This window comes from Lachnospiraceae bacterium (genome assembly GCA_025758065.1).
Taxonomy (GTDB): Bacteria; Bacillota; Clostridia; order Lachnospirales; family Lachnospiraceae; genus Enterocloster.
Map to the genome: position 1 here is coordinate 1,363,539 of CP107199.1, position 22,770 is coordinate 1,386,308.

Sequence of the window (22,770 nt, forward strand, 5' to 3'; positions counted from 1 at the left end):
TATTTTAAAATTAGTATTAGTATTTTGTGTGATCATAGGCGTAATGTGGATGAAAAAGCCTATGTGGATGGCTGTGATCGCGGCATCTGTTGCAACGATCCTTTTATATGGCCTTTCTCCTGATGTGGCGATCCACGGCATCATAAAAGGGGCTACAGCCAGAGCTACCATTGAAACGCTGGTGGTATTTTATTCCATTACATTTTTGCAGAGGATGATGGAGAAAAGGAAAAATTTAAGCAATGCCCAGGTTGCAATGAACGGTCTGTTTAATAATAACCGGGTAAATGCTTCAATCGTTCCTTTTCTTTTAGGTATGCTTCCGGCTGCCAGCACAGTATTGATCTGCGGCCCTATTGTTCGGGAAAGTGTAAAGGATTCTGACCTTAGTGTGCCGGAACAGGCATGTATCACATCTTATTTCCGCCATATATCAGAAGCTTTTGTGCCTACTTATACCAGCATTTTTATTGCGTTGGGGATTACAGAAGGCCGTGTCAGTGCAGGAACCTTTATTTTAGCTATGCTGCCTATGGTAGCAGCACTTTTTGCTGTAGGCTGGATCTTTTATCTACGCCGGGTGCCTAAGGATACAGGAATGGTGCCGGATCAGCCAAAAGGGTATTACTGGAAGCTTCTGGTACAGAGTATCTGGGCCATTGCACTGACTATTGCATTGATCCTGATCTTTAACCTGCCTGTATGGGGCGCAGTGTGGATCTGTATTTTATTAAATGTATTTGTAAACCATTTTAATGGAAAAGAACTGGTTCCGTTTATCCGTACTGCTTTTGAGGCCAGACTACTGCTCAGTACACTGCTGATCATGATCTTCAAGGAGCTGCTTACAGAAACAGGTGTTATCACATCACTGCCGGAGTTTTTCTCTGCGCTGCCGATCCCTACATTCCTTGTATTTGTGCTTCTGTTCCTCTTTGGAACTATTGTAGCTGGAACTCAGGCTATTATTGTATTATGTATGCCTATGGCAATGGAAGTGATCACTCCAGGGCATACAGGACTGGCGCTGTTTACACTTTTAATGTGTATCGGTTATGTGGCAATGCAGATTTCTCCTACTCACATATGTCTGATTCTGTGCTCGGAAGATTATAAGGCTTCCCTGGGCAGTATGATACGCAGGACAATCCCGATGGTTGCTTTATTTACACTCATCGCCATTGGATATTATGGGGTACTCAGCATGATGGGATTCTAAGGCAGCCCACTTTTATATCTTATGTACTCTCGGAAAGATGATCAAAATGTGACCTTGATTTTGTGTTTTTGCTGTGCTATACTTCTACTCGTTGCAAAGCCTGAAAAACCAAGGTCTTATAAGGCTTTCGCCGATTCCCGGCGTAAAATGAATCGAGTGTTCGTGACCTTCCACTCGTAAAACAAAACTAAAGGAGAATTGAAAAATGAACAAACAGTATTACCAATCAAGAACTGGCTTTATTACCCAGAGTGCGCTTATTGCAGCTCTTTATGTGGTGCTGACTATGATCGTTGCGCCTATCGCCTTTGGCCCGATCCAGTTCAGAGTCTCAGAAGTATTATGTGTGCTGCCGTACTTCTTAACCAGTGCAGTTCCGGGTGTTACCATTGGCTGCTTCCTTGCTAATCTGCTTTGCGGTGCAGCAACGCTGGATGTAGTGTTCGGAAGTATTGCAACTCTGATCGGGGCAGTTGGTTCTTACTATCTTGGAAAGAAAAATAAATGGCTGGTATGTCTTCCGCCGATCCTTTCCAACACCATTATTGTTCCATGGGTACTGCGCTATGCATATGGTTCCACAGATCTGATTCCATATGCCATGCTGACTGTAGGGATCGGAGAGATCCTGGCTATCGGTGTACTTGGAAATATCCTGTTAGTGACACTGGAACGTCATTATAAATCAGTGCTGTTTGCAAAGTAATATTGGAAAATATTAGTAAAATGTATCATTTGTGAATGATGAAGATCCCTCTGGAGTATTTTTAATGCGCCAGGGGGATCTTTTGCGTCTGAACTCTGGACATTTCCCTGTAAAACCTGACTTTCGGAGTTGAAGTATAAAACATGGTGCTAAGCCAAGGATTAAAACCTGTGGCTTAGCATTTTTTTGATGTCTCCTTCGTTCAAAAAATACGATGTCAGTGGTAAGCTGCACAGCTCTGACAATTCCCTGATAAATGATGTACCATGCGATAGATTTATATATTTTCTGTCTGATATTTTGGCAACTCTGAAGTCACGTACGAATTCAAACAGCTCTTCGGAACTATAACCATTTTTTAATATCTTGAACTGCAGTAATCTTGTCAGTAATACGGCCAGATGGCAGATTAAAAAATGTCCAACAATGGTATCCTGTTTTTGCAAGTATACCGGTCTGGCATCCAGCTGTGACTTCATGATCCGGAAGGATTCTTCTATTCTCCAGAGATTGTGGTATGCATTGTAGACATCCTTATCTTTCATGGAAATCTCGGAAGTGACCAGCATGTTGTATCCGGCAAGCTCCAGGGATTTTTGAATGAGTTCCTCATTCATGGTGACTTTTACTTTACCATCTGTGTCGTTGCCCTTTTTATCTGCAGCAGTAAAAATGACATATTTTGCAGAATCACCATACTCGGATTTTTTAGCCTGCGAAGCTTTCAGAAGCCTTGCTTTTTCAACTTCTTTATTAATTTCGTAGATCTGTTTTTTGGCAAGTTTTGGATTGAAAGTAACAATCCTTTTTTCTGTGATCCGGAACTTTTTTAAAGAGCCTGTTTCAGACTCGGTAAATTTATATTCAAATTCATCTACACATTCCTTAATGCGATACAAAGTCTCCCCGGCAGCATTTTTTACATCCCTGTAATTATTAGGGAGCAGTACCCAGGTCTTTTCCGTTTCCGGAAGCATCTTTACGGACTTAGAGAAAATATATCCATCCCCATTTTTGAGCGCATGGAAGATATTTTCAGCACAATTCAACCCTTTGTCGGCGATCTGTATGGTTCTGCCGGACACAGAGTTTCTCTTTTTCAAATCATCAATGATATTTCTGATCACCGGCTTTTCACTCTGATTGCCCGGAAACAGCTTCATGCCGATGGGAATCTGATTTGCATCAAGCAGGAGTCCCAGACCAACAATCGGTTCTTTTCTGTTTTCCTTGGAAGGTCCTTTTTTCCGGAAATCATCTTCCCTGTCGATCTCAAAGTAAAAGTTAGTGCAGTCAAAGTAAGTATGAGAGGTATCAAACTGATACATCTGTTGGATCTGATGATTGTAGATTTCAATGATCTTTTCGTATTCGCAACCGATATACTCCAGCCCGTCATAGAGCTGGTTTAAAGAAAAATCGTAGGATTCAAAAAGCTTTGGAATCACTTCGTCATAAGTCTTTGATTTTGAACATGGCTGGACAAGCCTTGCGTAAACAAGGGCAGAGATCATGTCAAAAACATTAAAGCGGAAGTCAGTAGCGGTCTGCATGAGATCAATATACTTTTTGACAGAAAGCTTGTCGTTAATGTTTTTCATCGGGAAATAGCCAATGAGTTTTTCCGGCGAATCATCTGAAATCTGCTTCGCTTTTTTTGCGGCTTTTGCAGCATTTGCTTCCTGGTTCAGTCTGATAACTTCTTCTTTGTAGAAGGAGATAGGATCGTCAATGCCCTTTGCCTGAAGCTCATGAACATAACCAATAGGTTTATAAGCCTTGTGGGCAGTATGCCTGCGTTCAGGATCGTAAAAGCTTGAATAAATCTGAAGATAAGTACCTTTTTTGTTGTTAGTTTTTTTAAGAAAATATGCCATAAAAGTCACCCTCTTATAGTATAGCACCATAGCACCATAAAAGCAAGTATAAAAAAGAAAATTTGTCAAGTTTTTAAAACAAAGAAAAAAGCCAGCAAATATGCTGACTTGAGGATAAAATATATTTCATTAACTCTCAAAAAATAAAGTGCTAAATCCTAAAGACGGGCACTATAAAAATCATAAAATTTGACAAAAAAATAAGCCGTAAATGGCTTAAATAAAGGATTTGTATTAAAACACTAAAAAAAGAAGTGTAAAACTCCCGACAAAAAAGAAAAAAGTACTTGCAAATTTGTGCTACATGTATATAATAAGACTTATAAAATCATATAATGATATATAATCAATTATCATTTTTAAGGAGGAATTATGAGAGACTTACATGCATCACAGATTAAGGCCGCAGTTGAGGCAGTGAAAGCCAGAAAGGAGGTCAATGAGGTTTATTTCGTCGCTTGTGGCGGATCCCAGGCAGTGCTTATGGCTGGACAGTATATGTTCGATAAGGAGAGTTCGATCCCTTCCCACGTATACACCGCGAACGAGTTCGTATATGATACGCCGAAGCGTCTCAATGAGAACTCCGTCGTGATTTCCTGCTCACATTCCGGAAACACACCGGAGACCGTAGAGGCAACGAAGCTTGCACGTTCCAAGGGCGCCCTTACGATCTGCTTATCCAACCTCGAGGGTTCTCCACTCTGGGAGGCAGCAGAGTATCCTGTTCACTATGACTGGGGTAAGGAAGTAAGCGATTCTGATAAGAATAAGGGTATCCTTTACGGCTTACTTTTCAGCCTTCTTTCCGTACTCGCTCCAGATGCGAAGTGGGATGTATGCCTGAAGGAGCTCGAGAAGCTGACCGATCTTTCTGCACAGGCGAAGGCACAGTACGATGCACAGGCGAAGGCATGGGCGAAGCGCAACAAGCGTGAGAAGACCATCTACACCATCGGCAGCGGCATCAACTATGGTGAGGTTTACTCCACCGCGATGTGCTGGTTCATGGAGATGCAGTGGATCAACTCCGGATGCATCCACTCCGGTGAGTACTTCCATGGCCCGTTCGAGGTAACCGATTATGATGTTCCATTCATGCTTGTAAAGTCCATCGGTCACACCAGACACCTCGATGAGCGTGTAGAGAACTTCGCAAAGAAGTTTACAGAGGATCTGCTCGTACTCGATCAGAAGGATCTCGATCTTTCTACGGTAGCTGATGAGGCGAAGCCATATGTTGCAGCCATCCTTACCGGCGTGGTGATCCGTCACTTCGTAGAGGCGATCGCCTTCGAGCGTGGTCACTCACTCGATGTTCGTCGTTATATGTGGCAGATGCAGTACTAAGATACAGTACGAAGAGGAAAATATATGTCGCTTAAACTGGTTATTTTTGATGTAGATGGACTGCTGCTCGATACAGAGAGGGTATGGCAGGATGTATGGTATGATACGGCAAGAGACTTCGGGATCGACGACTGGAAGAGAGAGGACTTTCTGAATGTGGTTGGTCGCAGTGGACAGCCGGTGTATGATTACATGGAAGAGTTGTTCCGTGGACGCTGCTCCACAGAGGAATTCATGAAAGTCGCCCGTCAGCATGGAGTAGAGCGTCTGGAGCGTGAGCTCACCGCAAAACCGGGTGCCGTGGAACTCCTGAACTGCATCAAAAAGGCCGGACTTCCGTGTGCGGTAGCGACCGCCACCAGTCGATCACTGACGGAGGAGCGCCTGACTCGCTTACAGCTCATACAGTACTTTGACTATATCTGCTGTGGTGATGAGGTCGTCGAGCGGAAGCCTTCGCCGGAAGCGTACCTGAAGGTGCTTGCGAAGATGAATACAGCACCGGAGGATGCACTGGTTTTCGAAGACTCGAAGGTGGGCGTCCAGGCAGCCTGGAATGCCAGGATCCCGGTCATCATGGTGCCGGATCTGATGCCGCCGACGGAAGTCCAGAAGCGACAGGCCATAAAGATTATCGCCTCTTTATCAGAGGCTGTTCCAATCATAGAAGAATTAAGTAAGGATGGTACGAAACATGAAAGATGCATTTGATGTGCTGATGATTACACATGCAGGATTGTGCAAGGGATATGCAGATGCATTGAAGCTGATCCTGGATATCGACGAGGATGATTTCGGGACGCTGTCGTTCGAAAACGGAGAGTCACTGGATGACTTTTCAGAAGCAATCCGTGCGACGATCGAGGAGAGATATAAGGATCGGAATCTGGTCGTCCTTCTGGACCTTCCGGGAGGATCGCCGGCGAATACCGCCTTACCATTCATGAGCTCGTCGAGAAAACTGATCGCGGGTGTAAATCTCCCGCTGGTACTGGAAATCATGGCAATGAAGAAGAGCGGTACGACATGGGAGGAGCTGGACCTCGATGATACCTGTAAGAGTGCAGCCCAGAGCATCGTACTGTACAACAACTTTTTAAATGGAGGAAATGTATGATTAAGTTAGTTCGTGTAGATCATCGTCTTTTACATGGCCAGGTGATTTTTTCCTGGACCAAGCAGGTAGGCACCAACTATATCATCGTCGCCGATGATAAGGTTCCGAATGATCCGATCAGCATGATGGCGCTCAGCATCGCGAAGCCGGTGGACTGTGAGCTTAGTATCATTCCGTTTTCACAGCTTCGGAAGCTGGTGGATGAGAATGCCAGCAAGAATATCATGATCATCGTAAAGGGACCGGCAGAAGCACTTCAGCTTGCGAAGGAGCTTCCAGAGGTGACCGAAATCAATTATGGCGGTGTGGCGAAGAAGGCCGGTTCGAAGGAGTACGGTAAGGCCGTGTACTTAAATGAAGCAGAGCTGAAGGCCACCCAGGAACTGATTTCGATGGGAAAGAAGATCTATATTCAGATGGTGCCATCCTCCCCGATCGAGCATGCATCATTTGAGAATTAAAAAAGGAGATGTCGTATGCTGATTAAAGCGATCTTACTCGGTTTAGTTGGTATCGTCGGTGTCATCGACTCCAGATTGATCGGACGTCAGAACATCGGCAGACCACTGATCCTGAGTACACTGGCAGGCCTCGTATTAGGCGATGTCAGACAGGGTGTAATTTTAGGTGCATCCCTGGAACTTATTTCCATGGGATTTGTAGCGATCGGAGCAGCCGGACCACCAAACATGCAGTTCGGAAGTATCATCGCCACTGCGTTTGCGATTCTTTCCGGTGCCTCCACGGAAGCGGCACTGACCCTCGCCGTTCCGGTCGCCGTCATTGGCGAGTTCCTGAGTGTCATCATGCGTATGGTGATCGCGCAGTTCTCTCATGTAGCGGATAAGGCCATCGAGAACGGACAGTTCAAGAAGGCGATTCATATCCACCTCTGGTGGTCCTTCGGCTTCAACGCGCTGGTTTACTTCATCCCGATCTTCCTGACCGTTTACTTCGGTACGGATCTAGTTACGAACCTGGTAGCTGCGATTCCGCAGGTCATCACGAACGGCCTCACAGTCGCTGGTAACCTCTTATCGGCCCTCGGATTTGCGATGCTGCTGAGTTCAATGCTGTCGAAGAAGATGTTCCCGTACTTCCTTCTCGGCTTCCTGATCGTCGCATATTCCGGTCTCAGCCTGATCGGTGTGACCATGTTCGCCGCGATCCTGGCATTCATCCTGGATAAGGTTCTGTATGGAAAGGGGGCAAATGCATAATGGAAAATCAGAAAGCATTAAAGAAGGTAAGCGATAAAGACTTACGTAAGGTCTTCCTGCATTCCCTCGCGATTATGTGCTCATGGAACTATGAGCGTCAGATGCACATGGGCTTCATGTATGGCATGGCACCGGTGCTTGACAAGCTGTATGCAGATGATGAGGAGAGAAAAAAGGAAGCGTATCAGCGGCATATGGAGTTCTTTAACTGCACACCGCAGCTGACACCGTTTATCATGGGCCTCGCCGCTTCCATGGAGGAGCAGAACGCAAATTCAGAAGAGGGTGAGTTCCAGACCGAGTCGATCTCCATGATCAAGACCAGTCTGATGGGGCCGTTCGCCGGCATCGGTGACAGCTTCTTCCAGGGAACCATCCGAATCATCACCTTCGGTATCGGCCTTTCGTTCGCACAGCAGGGCAGCATCCTGGGACCGATTCTCGCAGTACTGCTGTTCGCGATTCCGTCATTGCTGTTTGCCTACAATGCAACCTTCTTCGGCTACAGGTCAGGTAATAAATACCTCGCGAAGCTGTACCAGGAAGGACTTATGGATCGCGTAATGCACTTCGCATCCATCGTCGGTCTCGCCGTCGTCGGCGGTATGGTAGCCAGCATGGTGTCCGTCACCACGCCGCTTACCTTCTCCACCGGTGGTACGAATCTGGTCATCCAGGATATGCTGGATTCCATCATCCCGAAGATGCTTCCGTTCGTATTTACGCTGGGCATCTACAATCTCGTTCAGAAGAAGGTCAATACCAACGTCCTGCTGATCGGCATCGTCCTCTTCGGCATGGTCATGGGTGCACTGGGCATTCTCTAAACAGAGCGATACACTTCTTTAAAATACCACAGGGCACTGTGGCATACCCCTGAAAAAATATCCAGACTTCCTGCATGCATAGTGAATTCGAGATCCGGAAAGTACTATACCGTGCGGGAAGTTTTGTTTATAATGAGAACTTATTTACATGATGACTTAGATGACATGGTGACGTATGCAGGAATCCCGCTTATTTGCAGAGGGGACTTACGTATGAGCTCACGCAGTGAAAAGAAAGGATAGATAAAGATGAAAGAATTTACATATGTGATCAAGGAAGAACTCGGACTGCATGCGAGACCAGCCGGACTGCTGGTGAAGGAAGCGAAGAAGTTCCAGAGCGCTACGACGCTCGCGGCGAAGGGAAAGACCGCAGCTGCCGGCAAGCTGATCGCCATCATGAGCATGGGCGTCAAGCAGGGCGATGAGGTGACCGTGCAGGTCGAGGGTCCGGATGAGGATGCTGCGTTCGAGGCACTCGAGAAGTTCTTCCAGGAAAATCTGTAATTCATCGATCGATATAGAATCTGAGGGGACAGGAAATGGAAAAATACATCGGAAAGTCCGTTTATAAGGGAACGGCGATCGGTCCGATCAATGTTCTGAAGAAGAGTGATGGCATCGTAAAGCGTCAGCATGTCGAGGATGTAGCGGCAGAGCTCCAGCGTCTCGAGGATGCGAAGAAACAGGCGCAGGCCCAGCTCGGTGCGCTTTATGAGAAGGCGCTTCAGGAGGTTGGCGAGGTGAACGCGCAGATCTTCGAGGTGCATCAGATGATGCTCGAGGATGAGGACTACCAGGATGCGATCCACTCGATGATCGAGACGGAGGAGCTCAATGCTGAGTACGCGGTGGCGGTCACCGGAGATAACTTCGCCGAGATCTTCGCGAATATGGATGATGAGTACATGCAGGCACGTTCCGCGGATGTGAAGGATATCTCGAATCGTCTGATCCGGAATCTGAGTGGTGAGGAGGAGCTCGACTGGGCGCATATGGAACCGTCCATCATCGTGGCGGATGACCTGACACCGAGTGAAACGGTGCAGATGGATAAGCGTAAGATCCTTGCGTTCGTCACCGTCCATGGCTCGACGAACTCCCATACCGCGATCCTCGCGCGTATGATGAACATCCCGGCGCTGATCGGTGTGCCGGTGGAGCTCGACAGTCTCCATTCCGGTACGATGGGCATCGTCGATGGCAAGGATGCCGTGTTCTGCGTGGATCCGGATGAGGCAACCATCGCTGCTGCACACGAGATGCAGGCGAGGGCGGCAGAGCAGAAGCGGCTGCTTGCAAACTACAAGGGACGTCCTTCGGTGACGAAGAGTGGCCGGAAGGTAAACGTATATGCAAACATCGGCAGTGTTTCAGATGTCGCATATGTACAGGAAAATGACGCGGAGGGCATCGGCCTGTTCCGCAGTGAGTTACTGTATCTCGGAAAGACCGCGCTGCCGGATGAGACTGAGCAGTTTAACACGTACCGTCAGGTGCTACAGACGATGGGCGGAAAGAAGGTGATCATCCGAACGCTCGACATCGGTGCGGATAAGAACGTCGATTACCTCGGACTCGGAAAGGAAGATAACCCGGCGATGGGGTATCGCGCGATCCGTATCTGTCTGAAACAGCCGGATGTGTTTAAGACACAGCTCCGCGCACTGCTTCGTGCGGCGAAGTACGGAAACCTCGCCATCATGTATCCGATGATCATCTCCGTAGATGAGGTGCTTCGGATCCGTGAGATCGTCGCAGAGGTGGCGGCAGAACTCAAGCGGGAGCAAATCCCGTATGCGATTCCGGAGCAGGGCATCATGATCGAGACGCCGGCAGCAGTGATGATCTGTGAGGAGCTGGCAGAGCTCGTCGATTTCTTCAGCATCGGCACCAACGACCTCACGCAGTATACACTTGCGATCGATCGCCAGAATGAGAAGCTGGACGAGTTCTATAATCCACATCATGAGGCGGTTCTTCGGATGATTCAGATGACCATCGATGGCGCGCATAAGGCGGGCAAGTGGGCCGGCATCTACGGTGAGCTCGGTGCTGACACGACCCTGACGGAGCGTTTCGTCGAGATGGGCATCGATGAGCTGAGTGTCGCACCATCTATGGTGCTCAGCGTGCGCAGTAAGATTTGTGAGATGGCGTAACGCCGTTCATAGCACGAAAAACAGAAGATAAATAAACGATAAATAAACGAAGCGAAGGGGCAACCACACGAGATGTGTCGGTGCCCCTTCTGAACTTTATGGAGATAAATCTGTGATTGTGTTTGTGCTGGTTCTGGCTGAAGCGTCCTTCTGTTGTGGATCGAAGCTCAGTTCGACTTGATCTTCTCGTCCATGACCGTGGAGTCGTTTGTGGAAACGACATAGGTGACGCGATCACAGCGGACCGTCGTCAGCGAGTAGTGGATCGGCTTACCATCCTGATCATAGCTGATTTTATGAATCGAAAACAGCGGGTCGCCGACGTTGCACTTCAGAGTATCTGCGCTGTGGCTCTGCGCAGCCTTTCCGTCGATTTCGAGGACGGAATGATTCGGCCGGATATGATAGCACTCATCCATCACCTGGTAGAACGAGCGATCTTTCGAAAGTGTCGTGATGAAGTCCGGGAAGCGGGCATCCTCGATGTAGATCTTATCGATCGCGATCGGTTCGTTATCCTGCCAGACCAGACGCTCGATGTAGACGACCTTCGTCCCCATCGGAATCATCAGCTTCTCTGCGATATCCTCATCCGCGTTCAGGAACGATGCCTGGATGATATCGTGTCTGGACGCGTGTCCAAGGCTCGACAGACTTTCCTTGAAGCCGCTGGTCTTATTCAGATACAGCTTGTCCTTCTTGAAATTGATGAAGGTGCCCTTTCCCTGGACCTTATTGACATATCCCTCATCGGATAAATTCTGTATCGCCTTTCGAATCGTGATTTTACTCACATTATACTGGTCACTTAGCTCGTTCTCCGTCGGAAGCTTATCTCCCGGCATGTACTGCTTCGACAGGATACGGTTTTTAATATCTGCCTCCACCTGCAGATACAGCGGCTTGCTGCTATCCATGATCATCATTGTTTCCATCTCCCCTTCGCATCAGCGATGATATAATTAAATGCCATATCATCATATTGTACCAAGTCGCTAGCGCGACGGCCAGCCCCAGATACAATTTTTGTTGTTAGTTTTTTTAAGAAAATATGCCATAAAAGTCACCCTCTTATAGTATAGCACCATAGCATCATAAAAGCAAGTATAAAAAAGAAAATTTGTCAAGTTTTTAAAACAAAGAAAAAAGCCAGCAAATATGCTGACTTGAGGATAAAATATATTTCATTAACTCTCAAAAAATAAAGTGCTAAATCCTAAAGACGGGTATCCTGTTAGTGACACTGGAACGTCATTATAAATCAGTGCTGTTTGCAAAGTAATATTGGAAAATATTAGTAAAATGTATCATTTGTGAATGATGAAGATCCCTCTGGAGTATTTTTAAGTTACTATACACGGGTAGTTCATTTTCATTGTGGAAAGTGACGAAAATCATTTTTCTTTTTCATCAAAACTATTTTAGCCGGAAGAAATTCTGCGGATATCGCTTCCGGCTACATGTTTTATTGCTTAAGTTATCAACAGTATCTATAAATTCTCTTTTGAGGCGTGTTGAATTCATCGATTTTTGTGGATGGTTTCTCCACGCCAGCTTCTTATCTGACCATTTTTTTAGAGTTATTCACATGAAAAAATGACGAATGATCATCTCCTGCAAATTCGCATAAATTCAGATCTTCTGCTATAATCATTCCATGAAAAGAGGGATGAGCATGAATGACATATCTGTAAAAATCGAGCAGTTACTGAAACTTCAAAAGGGTGTCTGCGAACAGTACGAAAAAGAAAATAAAGAACTTTTAAAAACAATTAAAGCCCAGGAAGAACAGATCCGTCTTCTGAAACAGTTGATTGAAAACCAGGATAAAATCATTAAAGCATTGGAGCAATCATAATGGGAAAGCCGTTTGAATATATTGGAGCGTTGCAGTGTGAAAACCGAATATTGAGAAAAAAAGTAGCCGATCATGAGTCAGGAGAACGATTCCAACAGATTCAAATGGAACATCAAAAAGTACTTGATGAGTACCGACGACAGATAAAACGTCTGAAACAAACGATTGAAAATCTTCGCAAAGATGTAAGAAAAGCCTGGAAATGGTGCGAAGAGGCATATGAAGATGCACTTAAGGAACTGAATGCACAGATGAAAGATCTGGAGCATGCATTAAAAACGGCTAAAAGAATGCGCTTTGCCGCAGAACAACGCCGTGATCAGGCATTGTCTGAGGTCGCTGGACTGCGCCGTGAAAACAGTGAGCTAAAGGATCAGCTGGAAAAAACAGAGGGACAGAATAAGAAACTTCTGGCACAGTTGAACCGTGATTATGAAAATTCCTCCATTCCGTCATCACAATCAAGAAACCGTCGAAAAATATCCAACAATCGTGAACGCACTGGAAGAAAACCCGGAGCGCAGCCAGGGCACGCCCATCATGGAAGGAAAAAGCAGGAAGCAACTCAGACTGTACATCTGCCTGCGCCCAAAATTGTGGCAGAGGATCCGGATTTCAAAAAAACACAGAAGATCATAACCAAACAGCTTGTTTCCATTGAAATGATTCTTCATGTAACGGAATATCAGGCAGATGTATATCGTAACTCCAAGACGGGAGAAAAAGTCCATGCAGCTTTTCCCGCAGGAGTGGTTGATGATGTGAACTATGATGGCAGCATCAAGTCACTTTTATTTCTGTTAAATACAGACTGTGCAGTTTCCATTGATAAAAGCCAGCGCTTTCTCTCTGATTTGACAGGTGGAAAGCTGAAAATTTCCAGAGGAATGATCAATAAACTCTGCCGTGAGTTTTCTTCCAAAACAGAAACAGAACGGAAAAAAATCTTTGCAGACCTGCTGTCCTGCCCGGTTCTGCATACAGACTGTACAAATGCCCGCGTAAACGGAGAAAGCGCCTATGTATTTGTCTGCGCATCTTCAGATGAGGAAAAGGTACTTTACTTTGCCCGTGAGAAAAAGGGGCATGAAGGCGTAAAGGGAACTGTAACAGAAGATTTCCGGGGGATTCTGGTACACGATCATGAAATTACTTTTTACCGTTATGGAAGCGCTCATCAGGAATGCCTTGCGCATGTAGAACGGTATCTGAAAGACAGCATGGAAAATGAGTCATCCCTTACCTGGAACCGGCGAATGAGAGAACTGCTCCAACGAATGATACATTACCGGAAAGAACATACCGGTGAAGCATCGTTAGACGCTCAAACAGTAGCTGGCTTTGAGACAGAGTATCAGGAAATCCTGGACAAAGCCAAAGAAGAATACAAACGTAATGAGCCAAGCCCGTATTACCGCGAAGGCTACAACTTATATCGCCGGATGCAGGAATATAAAACAGAGCATCTTCTTTTCCTGCATGACATGAGGGTGCCAACCACAAACAATACCGCAGAACGCTGTTTGAGAGATTATAAACGAAAACAGACTTTTGCAATGACATTTCGAAGCCTTGAAAGTATCGAAGAATTATGTCATAGCAAGGGTGTGCTGCTTGAAGTACGAAAAAACAACCCCAACATTTATACCGCTGTCATGGAAATCTTTAACAGAAGATATGGAGCCTGATTTGTGCATCAGACTCCCTTATTTTAATTGACCGAGTGGTTGTACACAAGTCTGCCCGTGTATAGTAACATTTTTAATGCGCCAGGGGGATCTTTTGCGTCTGAACTCTGGACATTTCCCTGTAAAACTGCTATTCTGGATATAAGCAGGATTTCAAATAAATTTCTAAAGATTCTAAAATTCTAAGCTGTATCAAACACAGCATCTTATCTGAACTCTTTGCTTAAATCACTGATTAATGGATCGGGCAGAGAGTACGGAGAAAAACTTTCTGCCGCACAACAGAAAGGACGATGCCTATGACACAAAATGTATGGGAACAGGAAGCAGTAAAAGATTTGATGCAATCAGAAGAATGGGAGGCTGTAAGGATGAGCATCTTGTCAATAGGATTGGAACGTGGAGAGAAGATTGGACTGGAAAAAGGAATGGCTAGAGGCTTAAGTTGTGGAAAAGTTCAGGGAAAAGCGCAAAGTATCCTGGAACTTCTGGAAGAAAATGGCCCAGTATCTGAGAAAACCCGTAACATGATCTTATCTGAAACAGATACGGAACGTTTAAGCGTGTGGCTTAAGGCAGCTGCCAGATCAGGTTCAGAAGAGGATTTTTTGGATAGAATACAGTAAATGTGATATTCTATGTATTTTAGAATAATAAATAATAGTAGAAGTGGCCCATTTTCGGAAAATGGGTTGCTTTTATTTTGCGAGAAGACATGAGCCTCTTGTTTTTTACGTTAATGCAGGTATTATATATTTATAAACATAAATAAACATGAAAAATAAACATAAATATAAATAAATATAAATAAATATAGATATGGAGGAAGACGAATGAAAGGAGAAAATCCATTTACATTGACTTTTGGACAAAAGCCGGTAGAATTTATTTCCCGTACAGATCAGATTGGAAGGATCATAAATACGTTTGACATGGAAAATCCGTCTAATGTGGTTTATATGATCGCCGGGGTTAGGGGCTCTGGAAAAACAGTTTCTCTTGCTGTGATAGGAGACTATTATAATGCAAAAGAAGACTGGATCGTTTTGTGTTTAAGTGCAGATATGGATCTGATTTCAGGAGCGGTATCGGAATTAAATCGGATTCTAAAAATCAGAGGGATAGATTTGGGAATTAATATTAATATCGGAATTGCAGAAATTGCTTTCAATAAAGAACGGGATACATTAGATAAAGAAACAATGCTGCGTGATATTTTGGAAAAGGTAAAAGAACAGGGGAAAAAAGTACTTTTTATCATTGATGAGATCATTAATAATCAATATGTAAAATTTTTCGTAAGTAATTTCCAAATTTACATTACAAAAAATTATCCAGTTTATCTTGTAATGGCTGGATTATATGATAATATCAGCAACCTTCAAAACGAAAAAAGCCTTACATTTTTATACCGCGCTCCCAAAATATTCCTGGAACCATTAAGTGTTCCGGCAATGACTACCAGTTACCGGACTGTATTTGAACTGCCACCTAAAGAGGCAGCTTCCATGGCGCGGCTCACAAAAGGATATCCCTTCGCGTTTCAGATATTGGGATATCTGAAATGGGAAAATGGAGGTACAGTGGATGATATTTTGCCAAAATTTGATGAAGAACTGACTGTTTATGCTTATGAAAAAATATGGAGTGAATTATCGGAGCTGGATCGCAAAATTGTTTATATTATTTCTCAGGGAATAAATAAAACAGGTGACATACGGGAAAGCTTGGGAGTATCACCGCAACTTTTAAATACTTATCGGAAACGTCTTATGGAGAGAGGTGTAGTTGATGGTTCAAGACATGGGGAACTGACCTTGGCGTTGCCAAGATTTGAAGAGTATATCAATATGTATTGTGAAGTGATATTGTAATTAAAATAGGTTAGAGAAGAATACCTTCCCTCGTTCTGACATTATCAGAAAACGAGGGAAGGTTTACATTGAGCAAAGGTAAACGATATGCTTATGGTTTTGCAGATTTATTCTTCCACAACCTCCACAATACTAAAGCCCTTCTCTTTCAACATATCCTCACAGGGACTGTCAAGGTGCATACAGTAGACTCTGTGGCGTTCTTCACGGGGGATCCATTTTTCCATCTTGCCGTAGTAGCAGTGGGATGGATTCGGTGAATCGTGGGTACTGGTATCGTGGTAGATACGGTTTATTTCTCCTGCCAGGAAGCGGTTTCTGATGTCTTTAGGCAGTTCAGAAGAGTCACCGCTGTAGTAGATAGACTCTGTACCATTGCTTAAAACATAGCCATAGCATTTCATATCCAGGGCATGTTTCACCTCCACGGGAACTGCAGTCAGTCCGGCCGGATTTTCAGGAAGTGTTTCATGGTAATGGTAGCCTAAAGGTGTTATCCCTTCTAATGTAAGAAGCTGTTTAATGGTCTCCTGTGGATAAACCACATGAATAGCTTTGTTGAAGAGACAGTAAAAATAGGAGATCAGGGTTCCAAGGCTTCCTACATGATCGGCATGCATATGGGTCAGGATAACATAAACATCTTCAATGGAAGCCAGGTCCAGTTTGTGATAAAGCACATCAAACATGGTCTCTCCGCAGTCAATAAGATAAAGCGCTTTTCCGGAAAGCATGTATGCTCCCGTATTCTTGAAGGGAGGATAAAAAGCGCTGCCTTTTCCGGTAAAATTTAATTCCATGCCTTTCCTCCTTAATGGGTATTTTCAGCGATCATTCCTTGATGCCGGCACTTACAAAGCTGCTCATAAACTGTTTCTGGGCAACTAAGAAGGCTAAGAGCAGAGGAACAATGATGATAAAGGCTGCAGCACACACATTGGCCCACTGCATGTTAGCCTCCTTTGATTTTGCAAAAATAGCAAGTCCTACAGTCAGTGTACGGTTAGTAGGAGAATTAGTTACGATCAAAGGCCACAGATAGTTGTTCCAGTGGTAGCTGACAGAGATAACGGCAAAGGAAAGATATGCCGGTTTTGCACAGGGCATGTATACACCCCAGATGGTCTGCCATGTGTTGGCACCGTCGATCTTTGCGGCTTCAGCCAGTGCCTTTGGAATAGATTTAAAGTGCTGGCGGAGCAAGAAGATAGCCATGGCACTGCCGTAGAATGGAAGCATCATACCGATCTTGCTATCGATCAGCTTTAAGTCAGACAGAGTCATGAAGTTTGGTGTGATCAGAACGTCATTTGGGATAATGATCTGCATAAAGATCACAGCAAATACCAGTGCCTGTCCCTTGAAATCCAGAACGGCCAGCGCATAGGCAGCCAGAGTGGAAGTAAAGAACTGTACGGCAAAGGTGCATACTACCAGTGTCAGGGTGTTGATGTAATAGGTGCCAAATGGAATAGCATTCCATACATATTTAATATTGTCCAGTGTAAACGCTGTTGTTGGGAACAGTGTCATATGGAAGGATGGAACAGAAAATGCGGTTCCGATCAGCCAGATAAGTGGGATTAGCCAAAGCAGGCCTAAAATAACGGAAAATGCGGTGATCCCGGCACCGATCAAATGTTTTTTCTGCATGGTGTAAGGCCTCCTTTAGTTGTACTGGATCTTCTTGTCCTGGCTTAAGAAACGAGGAAGTGCTACTACCATAAGCAGAAGCAGCATAACCGTTGTCAGTGCAGAAGATACGCCGTAGTTGAAGTTTGTAAATCCCTGCTGGTAAATGTAGTACAGAAGCAGTGTGGAAGCGTTGTTTGGAGCTCCCTCTGTCATAATGACTACATGATCCACCAGCTTAAAGCTGTTGGTCAGCGCAATGGTGGATACAAACAGGAAGGTCGGTGCAAGAAGCGGTAAGGTGATCTTGCGGAAAATAGTCCAGGAGTTAGCACCGTCAATGCGTGCTGCCTCATTTACATCGGTAGAAATGCTCTGGATACCGGAAAGGAAGAATACCATCAGATATCCGGCCTCTTTCCACACGTACATAAAGGCCATAGCCGGAAGAACAGTCTTTTTACTGGATAAGATATTCATAGGCTGAAATCCCATGCTGATAAGCATCTGGTCAAGTAAGCCGTTTTTGGCCATGTAAATGAACATCCAGATACTGGCAATAGCGATCATGGGCATAACCACCGGATAGAAATAGGAAGTACGGACAAAACCGATGAGACGGCTTTTACGGTTGACTAAGGTTGCTAAAAACAGACCGACTACCATACTGGGAACAATGGTGATCAACGCAAAAAACAGCGTATTTCCCATTACTTTCCAGAAAAGAGAAGATCCGGCCAGATTGATATAGTTTTTCAGACCGATAAATTCCGGTGCGCTCATACCAAGCTTATATTTTGTGAGACTGAGCCAGATGCTCCGAAAGACCGGCCATACAGTAAAGGCTGCCATAAAGATCAGGGAAGGCATTACCAATAACCATCCTATGAGAGTGTTTCGCAGTTCACGCTGCTTTTTTGTATGTGTTTTCATCATTGCTTCTCCATTTATCAGATTTTCCAATTATCAGATTTTGAGAGAACAGTAGAAAATATGAAATAAATTGGCGCTGCCGTAAAGCACGGCAGCACCAACCTCATTTCAGAAAGTATCTGTTTAATTCTACTGATACTCAGACAGAACTTCTGTTGCCTGTTCCTGAGCTGCGCTTAATGCTTCTTCAGCAGTTGCGTCACCAGTTACTGCAGACTGGATATTGTCGTTTAAGACTCTCCAGATTTCTGCTGCATTGTAAGTAGTAAGCTCTGGCTTGGAGATCGGGATCTGTTCGTAAGCGATCTTAGCCTGAGGCAGCTTGTCGTAGTATTCTTTCATGATATCCAGATCGAAGCAGGACTGTCTGGTTGCTACATAACCGGTATCCAATGCCCACTGTGCTGCACGTTCTGGCTCAGTAGCGAACTTGATGAATTTCCATGCTGCCTGTACGTGGTCTTCCGGAATACCTTCGGAGATGTAGAAGTTTCCGCCGCCGGTAGGAGCTGCCTGACGGGCATTTCCTGGAAGGAATGCAGTACCGAATTCAAAGGTAGCGTTCTTGCTGATGTTTGCCAGGTTTCCTGTGGTGTGGTAGATCATAGCTACTTCGCCTGCTAAGAACTGAGTAGGAAGATCGGTCCACTGTACGATACCAGGAGCCATTACTTTATATTTGTTCTGAAGGTCAAGCCAGAACTGAAGTGCTTCTACATTTTCCGGGGTGTCGAACATAACGGATTTTCCGTCTTCAGCCATCAGGTTTTCACCGTTTTTGCTGTTCTGTAAGCAGAAGCCTGTAAAGGTCCACTGTGCGGAACCGGAGTTTAATGCAATACCAACACCGTAACGGTTTTCATTGGTCAGCTTTTGTGCATCCTCAACCAGTTCATCCCAGGTTGCAGGTGCTTTTTCTGGATCAAGGCCAACTTCCTTGAATGCATCCTTATTATAGAAAAGGATCTCTGTACTTCTCTGGAATGGGATGGAGTAGATCTTGCCGTCTACGTAGGAGTCCTCCATAAATCCACTTAAGAAATCATCAATGTAAGCTTTTCCTTCATCACCATCTGCTGCGATCAGGTCATCTAAAGGCATTGCCATACCTGTGGAAGCCATGGTGAAACGCTGGGTAGCAAGGCTTACAAATACATCTGGAGGTGTGCCTCCCTGGATAGCAGTCTGGATCTTTGTAACAGTATCATCGTAGTTTCCGGTATAAACAGGATCTACAACAATATCAGGGTTCTCAGCGTTAAAGTCTGCGCAGATCTTCTCGATCAGCTTTGCAGCATCGCCGCCTACGTTTACCGGGTAGTAGAATGACAGGTGCATGGTGTCAGATGAACCGCTTTCAGCTGCTGCAGTGGTTGTATCGGCTGCTGCTTCGGATTTTTCAGCTGCTGCACTGGTTTCAGCTGGCTTGGAACTGCCGGAGCAGCCGCTTAATGCCATAGCAGATGCTACTAAACAGGCAGATGATGCAAGTACGAGTTTCTTTTTCATGATACTCCTCCTTTTTTGTTCACATTGATAGGCCTTTTTAAGGTCCGTGATTTGCTCTTAAGTTCACTATAACATTATTATTGAAACGTGTCAAATATTATTTTGATTTTTTGCACAATATTTATTTTGTATTTACTTGATACTTTAACAAATTTACCTATGTTATACATTTTTTACAATTCATTTACAAATAATGTGGTTGAATGATGTTCAATTTACAGAGGCGTAATTGTGGTTTTCACATAGATATGGTATACTCAGAAGCATCAAGGTATCAGGAGGAGCATATATGGCAACCATTAAAGATATTGCGAAGAAAGCCGGTGTGGCTCAGGGAACGGTTTCCAATGTATTAAATGGTAAGGGAAATGTAAGCAGTGACAAAATACGCCGTGTACTGGAAGCTGCAAGACAGCTGGGATATGTTCCAAATGAGAGAGCGGCTTTGCTGCGTAAAGGAACCAATGACTGTCTGGCCCTGGTCATGCCTGATTCACGGGCCAGGCAGTATGAGGATTTTTATTTCAGCTTTAAAGATTATGCCCAGGAACATGGTTATCTGGTATCACGTCACCTGACCAATGAAAATTCACCGGAAAGCGAAGTGGCTGCATTTTCAGAGGCAAAAGTGAGGCAGGTAAAGGGAATTGCCTGCATTTCCGCTGTAGCGGGTACTGCCAGCGAAACGGTTATTTATAAAAACAGTGGGATTTTTGGAGAAATGGAACCGGATTCAAATAATGGGACTGATATTCCGGTACTTTTTGTGGACCGGAAAACAGGTTTTCCTTCTGATTTTATTGGGTTTGATTATGAAAAAGCGGGACAGGCCATGGCAGAGAAGGCACTGCAGGCGGGATATCGAAGCATCTGTCTGCTTACAGGAAATCCGGATTATTCCAGTGAAAAAGATTTCTGCCGGGGCTTCCTGACCAGAATGGAAGGTTCTGCCTGCCAGGTGATCCAGATCTGGACGGATTCATTTCGAAAATACCAGAATATCATGCAGATATTTAACGGGACGCTGCCACAGGCGTTTTTTATATCCAATTATGGATTTGCGGAAAGCGCTAAGGATATGTGTACCACCTTTTATGGAAAAGAAGAAGGCTCGCCAGATATTTATACGGTCTCACCATTATTTACCATTCCGGAAAATGACTTTATTAAATATGAAATGAATTACCGTCAGCTGGGAAAAAGGGCGGCGAAAATGCTGATCCAAAAGGCAGAAGAGACCGGAGGGGAAGAAAAGATAGCAGAAGAGCATACAGCGGAAGAAAGCGCTGCAGAAGAAAAAGGACTGTGGGGAAAAATGCCAGAAAGCAGCGTAACAGAGAACCATGTGAACCGGATGATGGTGGGGGATGGATTCCAGAACTGGTTTGTGAACATCCGGAAACCGGAAAGCTCCCAGCCTTTAAACATTGTAACGCTGGACAGCCCGGAAGCTTACATTATGAAAACATTTTCACGGTTATTTACCCAGAAAACGGGAGTTGATGTAAATGTGTGTATCCTTTCATATGATGAGATCTATGAGGCATTTAATTCCTTAGATGAAACCTCCCGTTTTGATATCCTGCGTCTGGATATGACCTGGTTGTCCTGGTTTGCCCAGAAGTTATTGCGGCCGCTGTCAGAAATCGATGAGGATATTGAAAACAGTCTGGGACAGTATGTGGAAGGGGTCCCGGAGCATTATTGCCGGGTCAATGACCAGATCTATGCACTGCCGGTTACGCCCAGCGTACAGATCCTTTATTATAGGAAAGACCTGTTTGAAAGTCCTATCTGCAAGCGGACTTATTTTGAACAGTTTCATGAGGAATTGCAGCCGCCGAAAACTTTTGAGGAATATAACAGGATTGCTGCGTTTTTCACCAGAGATCTGACACCGTCATCACCGGTTCCTTATGGATCTACCATTACACTTGGGTCTACCGGTGTGGCAGGTTCTGAATTTTTAGCAAGATTATTTGCTATTCAGGAAAACCTGTATGGTGCAGATGGACAGATTCATCTGGATTCTCCTGCGTGCCAGCAGGCCCTTACGGAACTGGTAGAGCTGCGGCAGTGTACATCGCCGGAATACTGCGGCTGGTGGACCCAGACTGCAAAACGCTTTGCAGAAGGAAATTTTGCCATGTCCATTTTATACAGCAACTATGCCAGCGATCTGTCATCCCACAGCTCTCATGTAGTAGGAAATGTAGGATATTCCATGATGCCGGGAAATAATCCGGTGCTTGGAGGCGGTAGTTTAGGTGTTTCTAAGTATTGTAAGCGGCCAAAAGATGCACTTTCCTTTATTAAATGGATGTGCAGTGAGCCCCTGTGTTCGGCATCAGCATTACTGGGAAGTACATCGCCATGCCGCAGAACCTATGACAATTATGAGGTTTTACATAACTATCCGTGGCTGAAGCTTTCCAGACATTGCTTTCCTATTTCAAAGGGAAACCGGCTTCCGGCAGAGCTTTCTGTGCCTTTTGATGAGCGTAAATTTTTAAGCATCCTGGGACTGGCGGTTAAGAATGCCTACACTGGTATTGTGACACCAAAAGAGGCTCTTTCCGATGCCCAGATGCAGTTTTCAAATTATTTCAAAACTCCTTTAGGAAAACTTTAAGAAACAGTCAGATTTTAGTCAGAGTTCTTTAAGGGAGCCTCAAAGACTTGCCTGTTCTGGTGTGTTATACTGTAATTAAGGGAAGGCCCCGACCGCTGCCGCGGGCGGGAGAGAGCATAGGTGCTTGAGCCTGAGTTATATAGCACAGGAGAGAAGGTGAGCAGAT

The 22,770-nt window shown here is 44.9% G+C and carries 21 protein-coding genes; 15 read left to right on the top strand and 6 right to left on the bottom strand.

The features are described 5' to 3' along the window. Nucleotides 1-49: 49 nt before the first annotated feature. Complete coding sequence (locus OGM16_06310; GenBank protein ID UYJ47853.1) at nucleotides 50-1,219, top strand: DUF401 family protein; 1,170 nt, start codon at nucleotides 50-52, stop codon at nucleotides 1,217-1,219. Nucleotides 1,220-1,424: 205 nt separating this feature from the next. Further along, entirely contained in the window at nucleotides 1,425-1,925 is a 501-nt protein-coding gene (locus tag OGM16_06315) for a QueT transporter family protein (GenBank protein UYJ47854.1), read from the top strand. Between the two features lie 161 nt (nucleotides 1,926-2,086). On the opposite strand, the gene OGM16_06320 is transcribed toward OGM16_06315, so the two are convergent. After that, the gene (locus tag OGM16_06320) at nucleotides 2,087-3,802 is read right to left on the bottom strand and encodes an IS1634 family transposase (GenBank protein UYJ47855.1); all 1,716 of its coding nucleotides are present in this window, start codon (nucleotides 3,800-3,802) and stop codon (nucleotides 2,087-2,089) included. Nucleotides 3,803-4,174: 372 nt separating this feature from the next. Between OGM16_06320 and OGM16_06325 the strand changes: the two genes are divergently transcribed. The 8 genes from OGM16_06325 (at nucleotide 4,175) to ptsP (ending at nucleotide 10,478) form a co-directional block, all read left to right on the top strand. Continuing rightward, entirely contained in the window at nucleotides 4,175-5,152 is a 978-nt protein-coding gene (locus tag OGM16_06325; protein UYJ47856.1) for an SIS domain-containing protein, read from the top strand. A gap of 24 nt (nucleotides 5,153-5,176) precedes the next feature. Further along, on the top strand, nucleotides 5,177-5,863 hold the full coding sequence (locus tag OGM16_06330) for an HAD family phosphatase (protein ID UYJ47857.1): 687 nt from the start codon (nucleotides 5,177-5,179) through the stop codon (nucleotides 5,861-5,863). After that, complete coding sequence (locus OGM16_06335) at nucleotides 5,847-6,269, top strand: hypothetical protein (protein ID UYJ47858.1); 423 nt, start codon at nucleotides 5,847-5,849, stop codon at nucleotides 6,267-6,269. Before OGM16_06330 ends, OGM16_06335 begins: the two co-directional genes overlap by 17 nt. Further along, nucleotides 6,266-6,730, top strand: a complete 465-nt coding sequence (locus tag OGM16_06340; GenBank protein UYJ47859.1) for a PTS sugar transporter subunit IIB — start codon at nucleotides 6,266-6,268, stop codon at nucleotides 6,728-6,730. Before OGM16_06335 ends, OGM16_06340 begins: the two co-directional genes overlap by 4 nt. A 15-nt stretch (nucleotides 6,731-6,745) precedes the next feature. Continuing rightward, complete coding sequence (locus OGM16_06345; protein UYJ47860.1) at nucleotides 6,746-7,489, top strand: PTS sugar transporter subunit IIC; 744 nt, start codon at nucleotides 6,746-6,748, stop codon at nucleotides 7,487-7,489. After that, on the top strand, nucleotides 7,489-8,316 hold the full coding sequence (locus tag OGM16_06350) for a PTS system mannose/fructose/sorbose family transporter subunit IID (GenBank protein ID UYJ47861.1): 828 nt from the start codon (nucleotides 7,489-7,491) through the stop codon (nucleotides 8,314-8,316). The genes OGM16_06345 and OGM16_06350 overlap by 1 nt, the downstream gene beginning before the upstream one ends. 249 nt (nucleotides 8,317-8,565) lie before the next feature. Next, nucleotides 8,566-8,823 (top strand): HPr family phosphocarrier protein, encoded by a 258-nt coding sequence (locus tag OGM16_06355; GenBank protein ID UYJ47862.1) that lies wholly within the window; start codon nucleotides 8,566-8,568, stop codon nucleotides 8,821-8,823. Between the two features lie 35 nt (nucleotides 8,824-8,858). Then, a complete protein-coding gene (gene ptsP / locus OGM16_06360; protein ID UYJ47863.1) occupies nucleotides 8,859-10,478 on the top strand; it encodes a phosphoenolpyruvate--protein phosphotransferase in 1,620 nt (539 codons plus the stop codon). Nucleotides 10,479-10,645: 167 nt separating this feature from the next. Here the strand turns inward: ptsP and OGM16_06365 are convergent, their stop codons facing one another. Next, nucleotides 10,646-11,404, bottom strand: coding sequence for a GntR family transcriptional regulator (locus tag OGM16_06365; protein ID UYJ47864.1), 759 nt, complete (start codon nucleotides 11,402-11,404; stop codon nucleotides 10,646-10,648). A gap of 749 nt (nucleotides 11,405-12,153) precedes the next feature. Between OGM16_06365 and OGM16_06370 the strand changes: the two genes are divergently transcribed. From OGM16_06370 to OGM16_06385, 4 genes are all read left to right on the top strand, one after another. Next, complete coding sequence (locus tag OGM16_06370) at nucleotides 12,154-12,336, top strand: hypothetical protein (GenBank protein UYJ47865.1); 183 nt, start codon at nucleotides 12,154-12,156, stop codon at nucleotides 12,334-12,336. Then, complete coding sequence (locus OGM16_06375; GenBank protein ID UYJ47866.1) at nucleotides 12,336-14,024, top strand: transposase; 1,689 nt, start codon at nucleotides 12,336-12,338, stop codon at nucleotides 14,022-14,024. Before OGM16_06370 ends, OGM16_06375 begins: the two co-directional genes overlap by 1 nt. A 299-nt stretch (nucleotides 14,025-14,323) precedes the next feature. Next, nucleotides 14,324-14,650 (top strand): hypothetical protein, encoded by a 327-nt coding sequence (locus OGM16_06380; GenBank protein UYJ47867.1) that lies wholly within the window; start codon nucleotides 14,324-14,326, stop codon nucleotides 14,648-14,650. A gap of 207 nt (nucleotides 14,651-14,857) precedes the next feature. Then, nucleotides 14,858-15,898: an ATP-binding protein gene (locus OGM16_06385; protein ID UYJ47868.1), complete on the top strand. Its 1,041-nt coding sequence runs from the start codon at nucleotides 14,858-14,860 to the stop codon at nucleotides 15,896-15,898. A gap of 107 nt (nucleotides 15,899-16,005) precedes the next feature. Here OGM16_06385 and OGM16_06390 read toward each other — a convergent pair whose 3' ends face one another. The 4 genes from OGM16_06390 to OGM16_06405 form a co-directional block, all read right to left on the bottom strand. Further along, nucleotides 16,006-16,698, bottom strand: a complete 693-nt coding sequence (locus OGM16_06390; GenBank protein ID UYJ47869.1) for an MBL fold metallo-hydrolase — start codon at nucleotides 16,696-16,698, stop codon at nucleotides 16,006-16,008. A gap of 31 nt (nucleotides 16,699-16,729) precedes the next feature. Then, a complete protein-coding gene (locus OGM16_06395; GenBank protein ID UYJ47870.1) occupies nucleotides 16,730-17,551 on the bottom strand; it encodes a carbohydrate ABC transporter permease in 822 nt (273 codons plus the stop codon). Between the two features lie 15 nt (nucleotides 17,552-17,566). Then, complete coding sequence (locus OGM16_06400) at nucleotides 17,567-18,466, bottom strand: sugar ABC transporter permease (GenBank protein ID UYJ47871.1); 900 nt, start codon at nucleotides 18,464-18,466, stop codon at nucleotides 17,567-17,569. A 126-nt stretch (nucleotides 18,467-18,592) separates the two neighbouring features. Beyond that, nucleotides 18,593-19,972: an ABC transporter substrate-binding protein gene (locus OGM16_06405; protein ID UYJ47872.1), complete on the bottom strand. Its 1,380-nt coding sequence runs from the start codon at nucleotides 19,970-19,972 to the stop codon at nucleotides 18,593-18,595. Between the two features lie 289 nt (nucleotides 19,973-20,261). Between OGM16_06405 and OGM16_06410 the strand changes: the two genes are divergently transcribed. Continuing rightward, the gene (locus tag OGM16_06410) at nucleotides 20,262-22,604 is read left to right on the top strand and encodes an extracellular solute-binding protein (GenBank protein UYJ47873.1); all 2,343 of its coding nucleotides are present in this window, start codon (nucleotides 20,262-20,264) and stop codon (nucleotides 22,602-22,604) included. The last annotated feature ends 166 nt before the right edge of the window (nucleotides 22,605-22,770 follow it).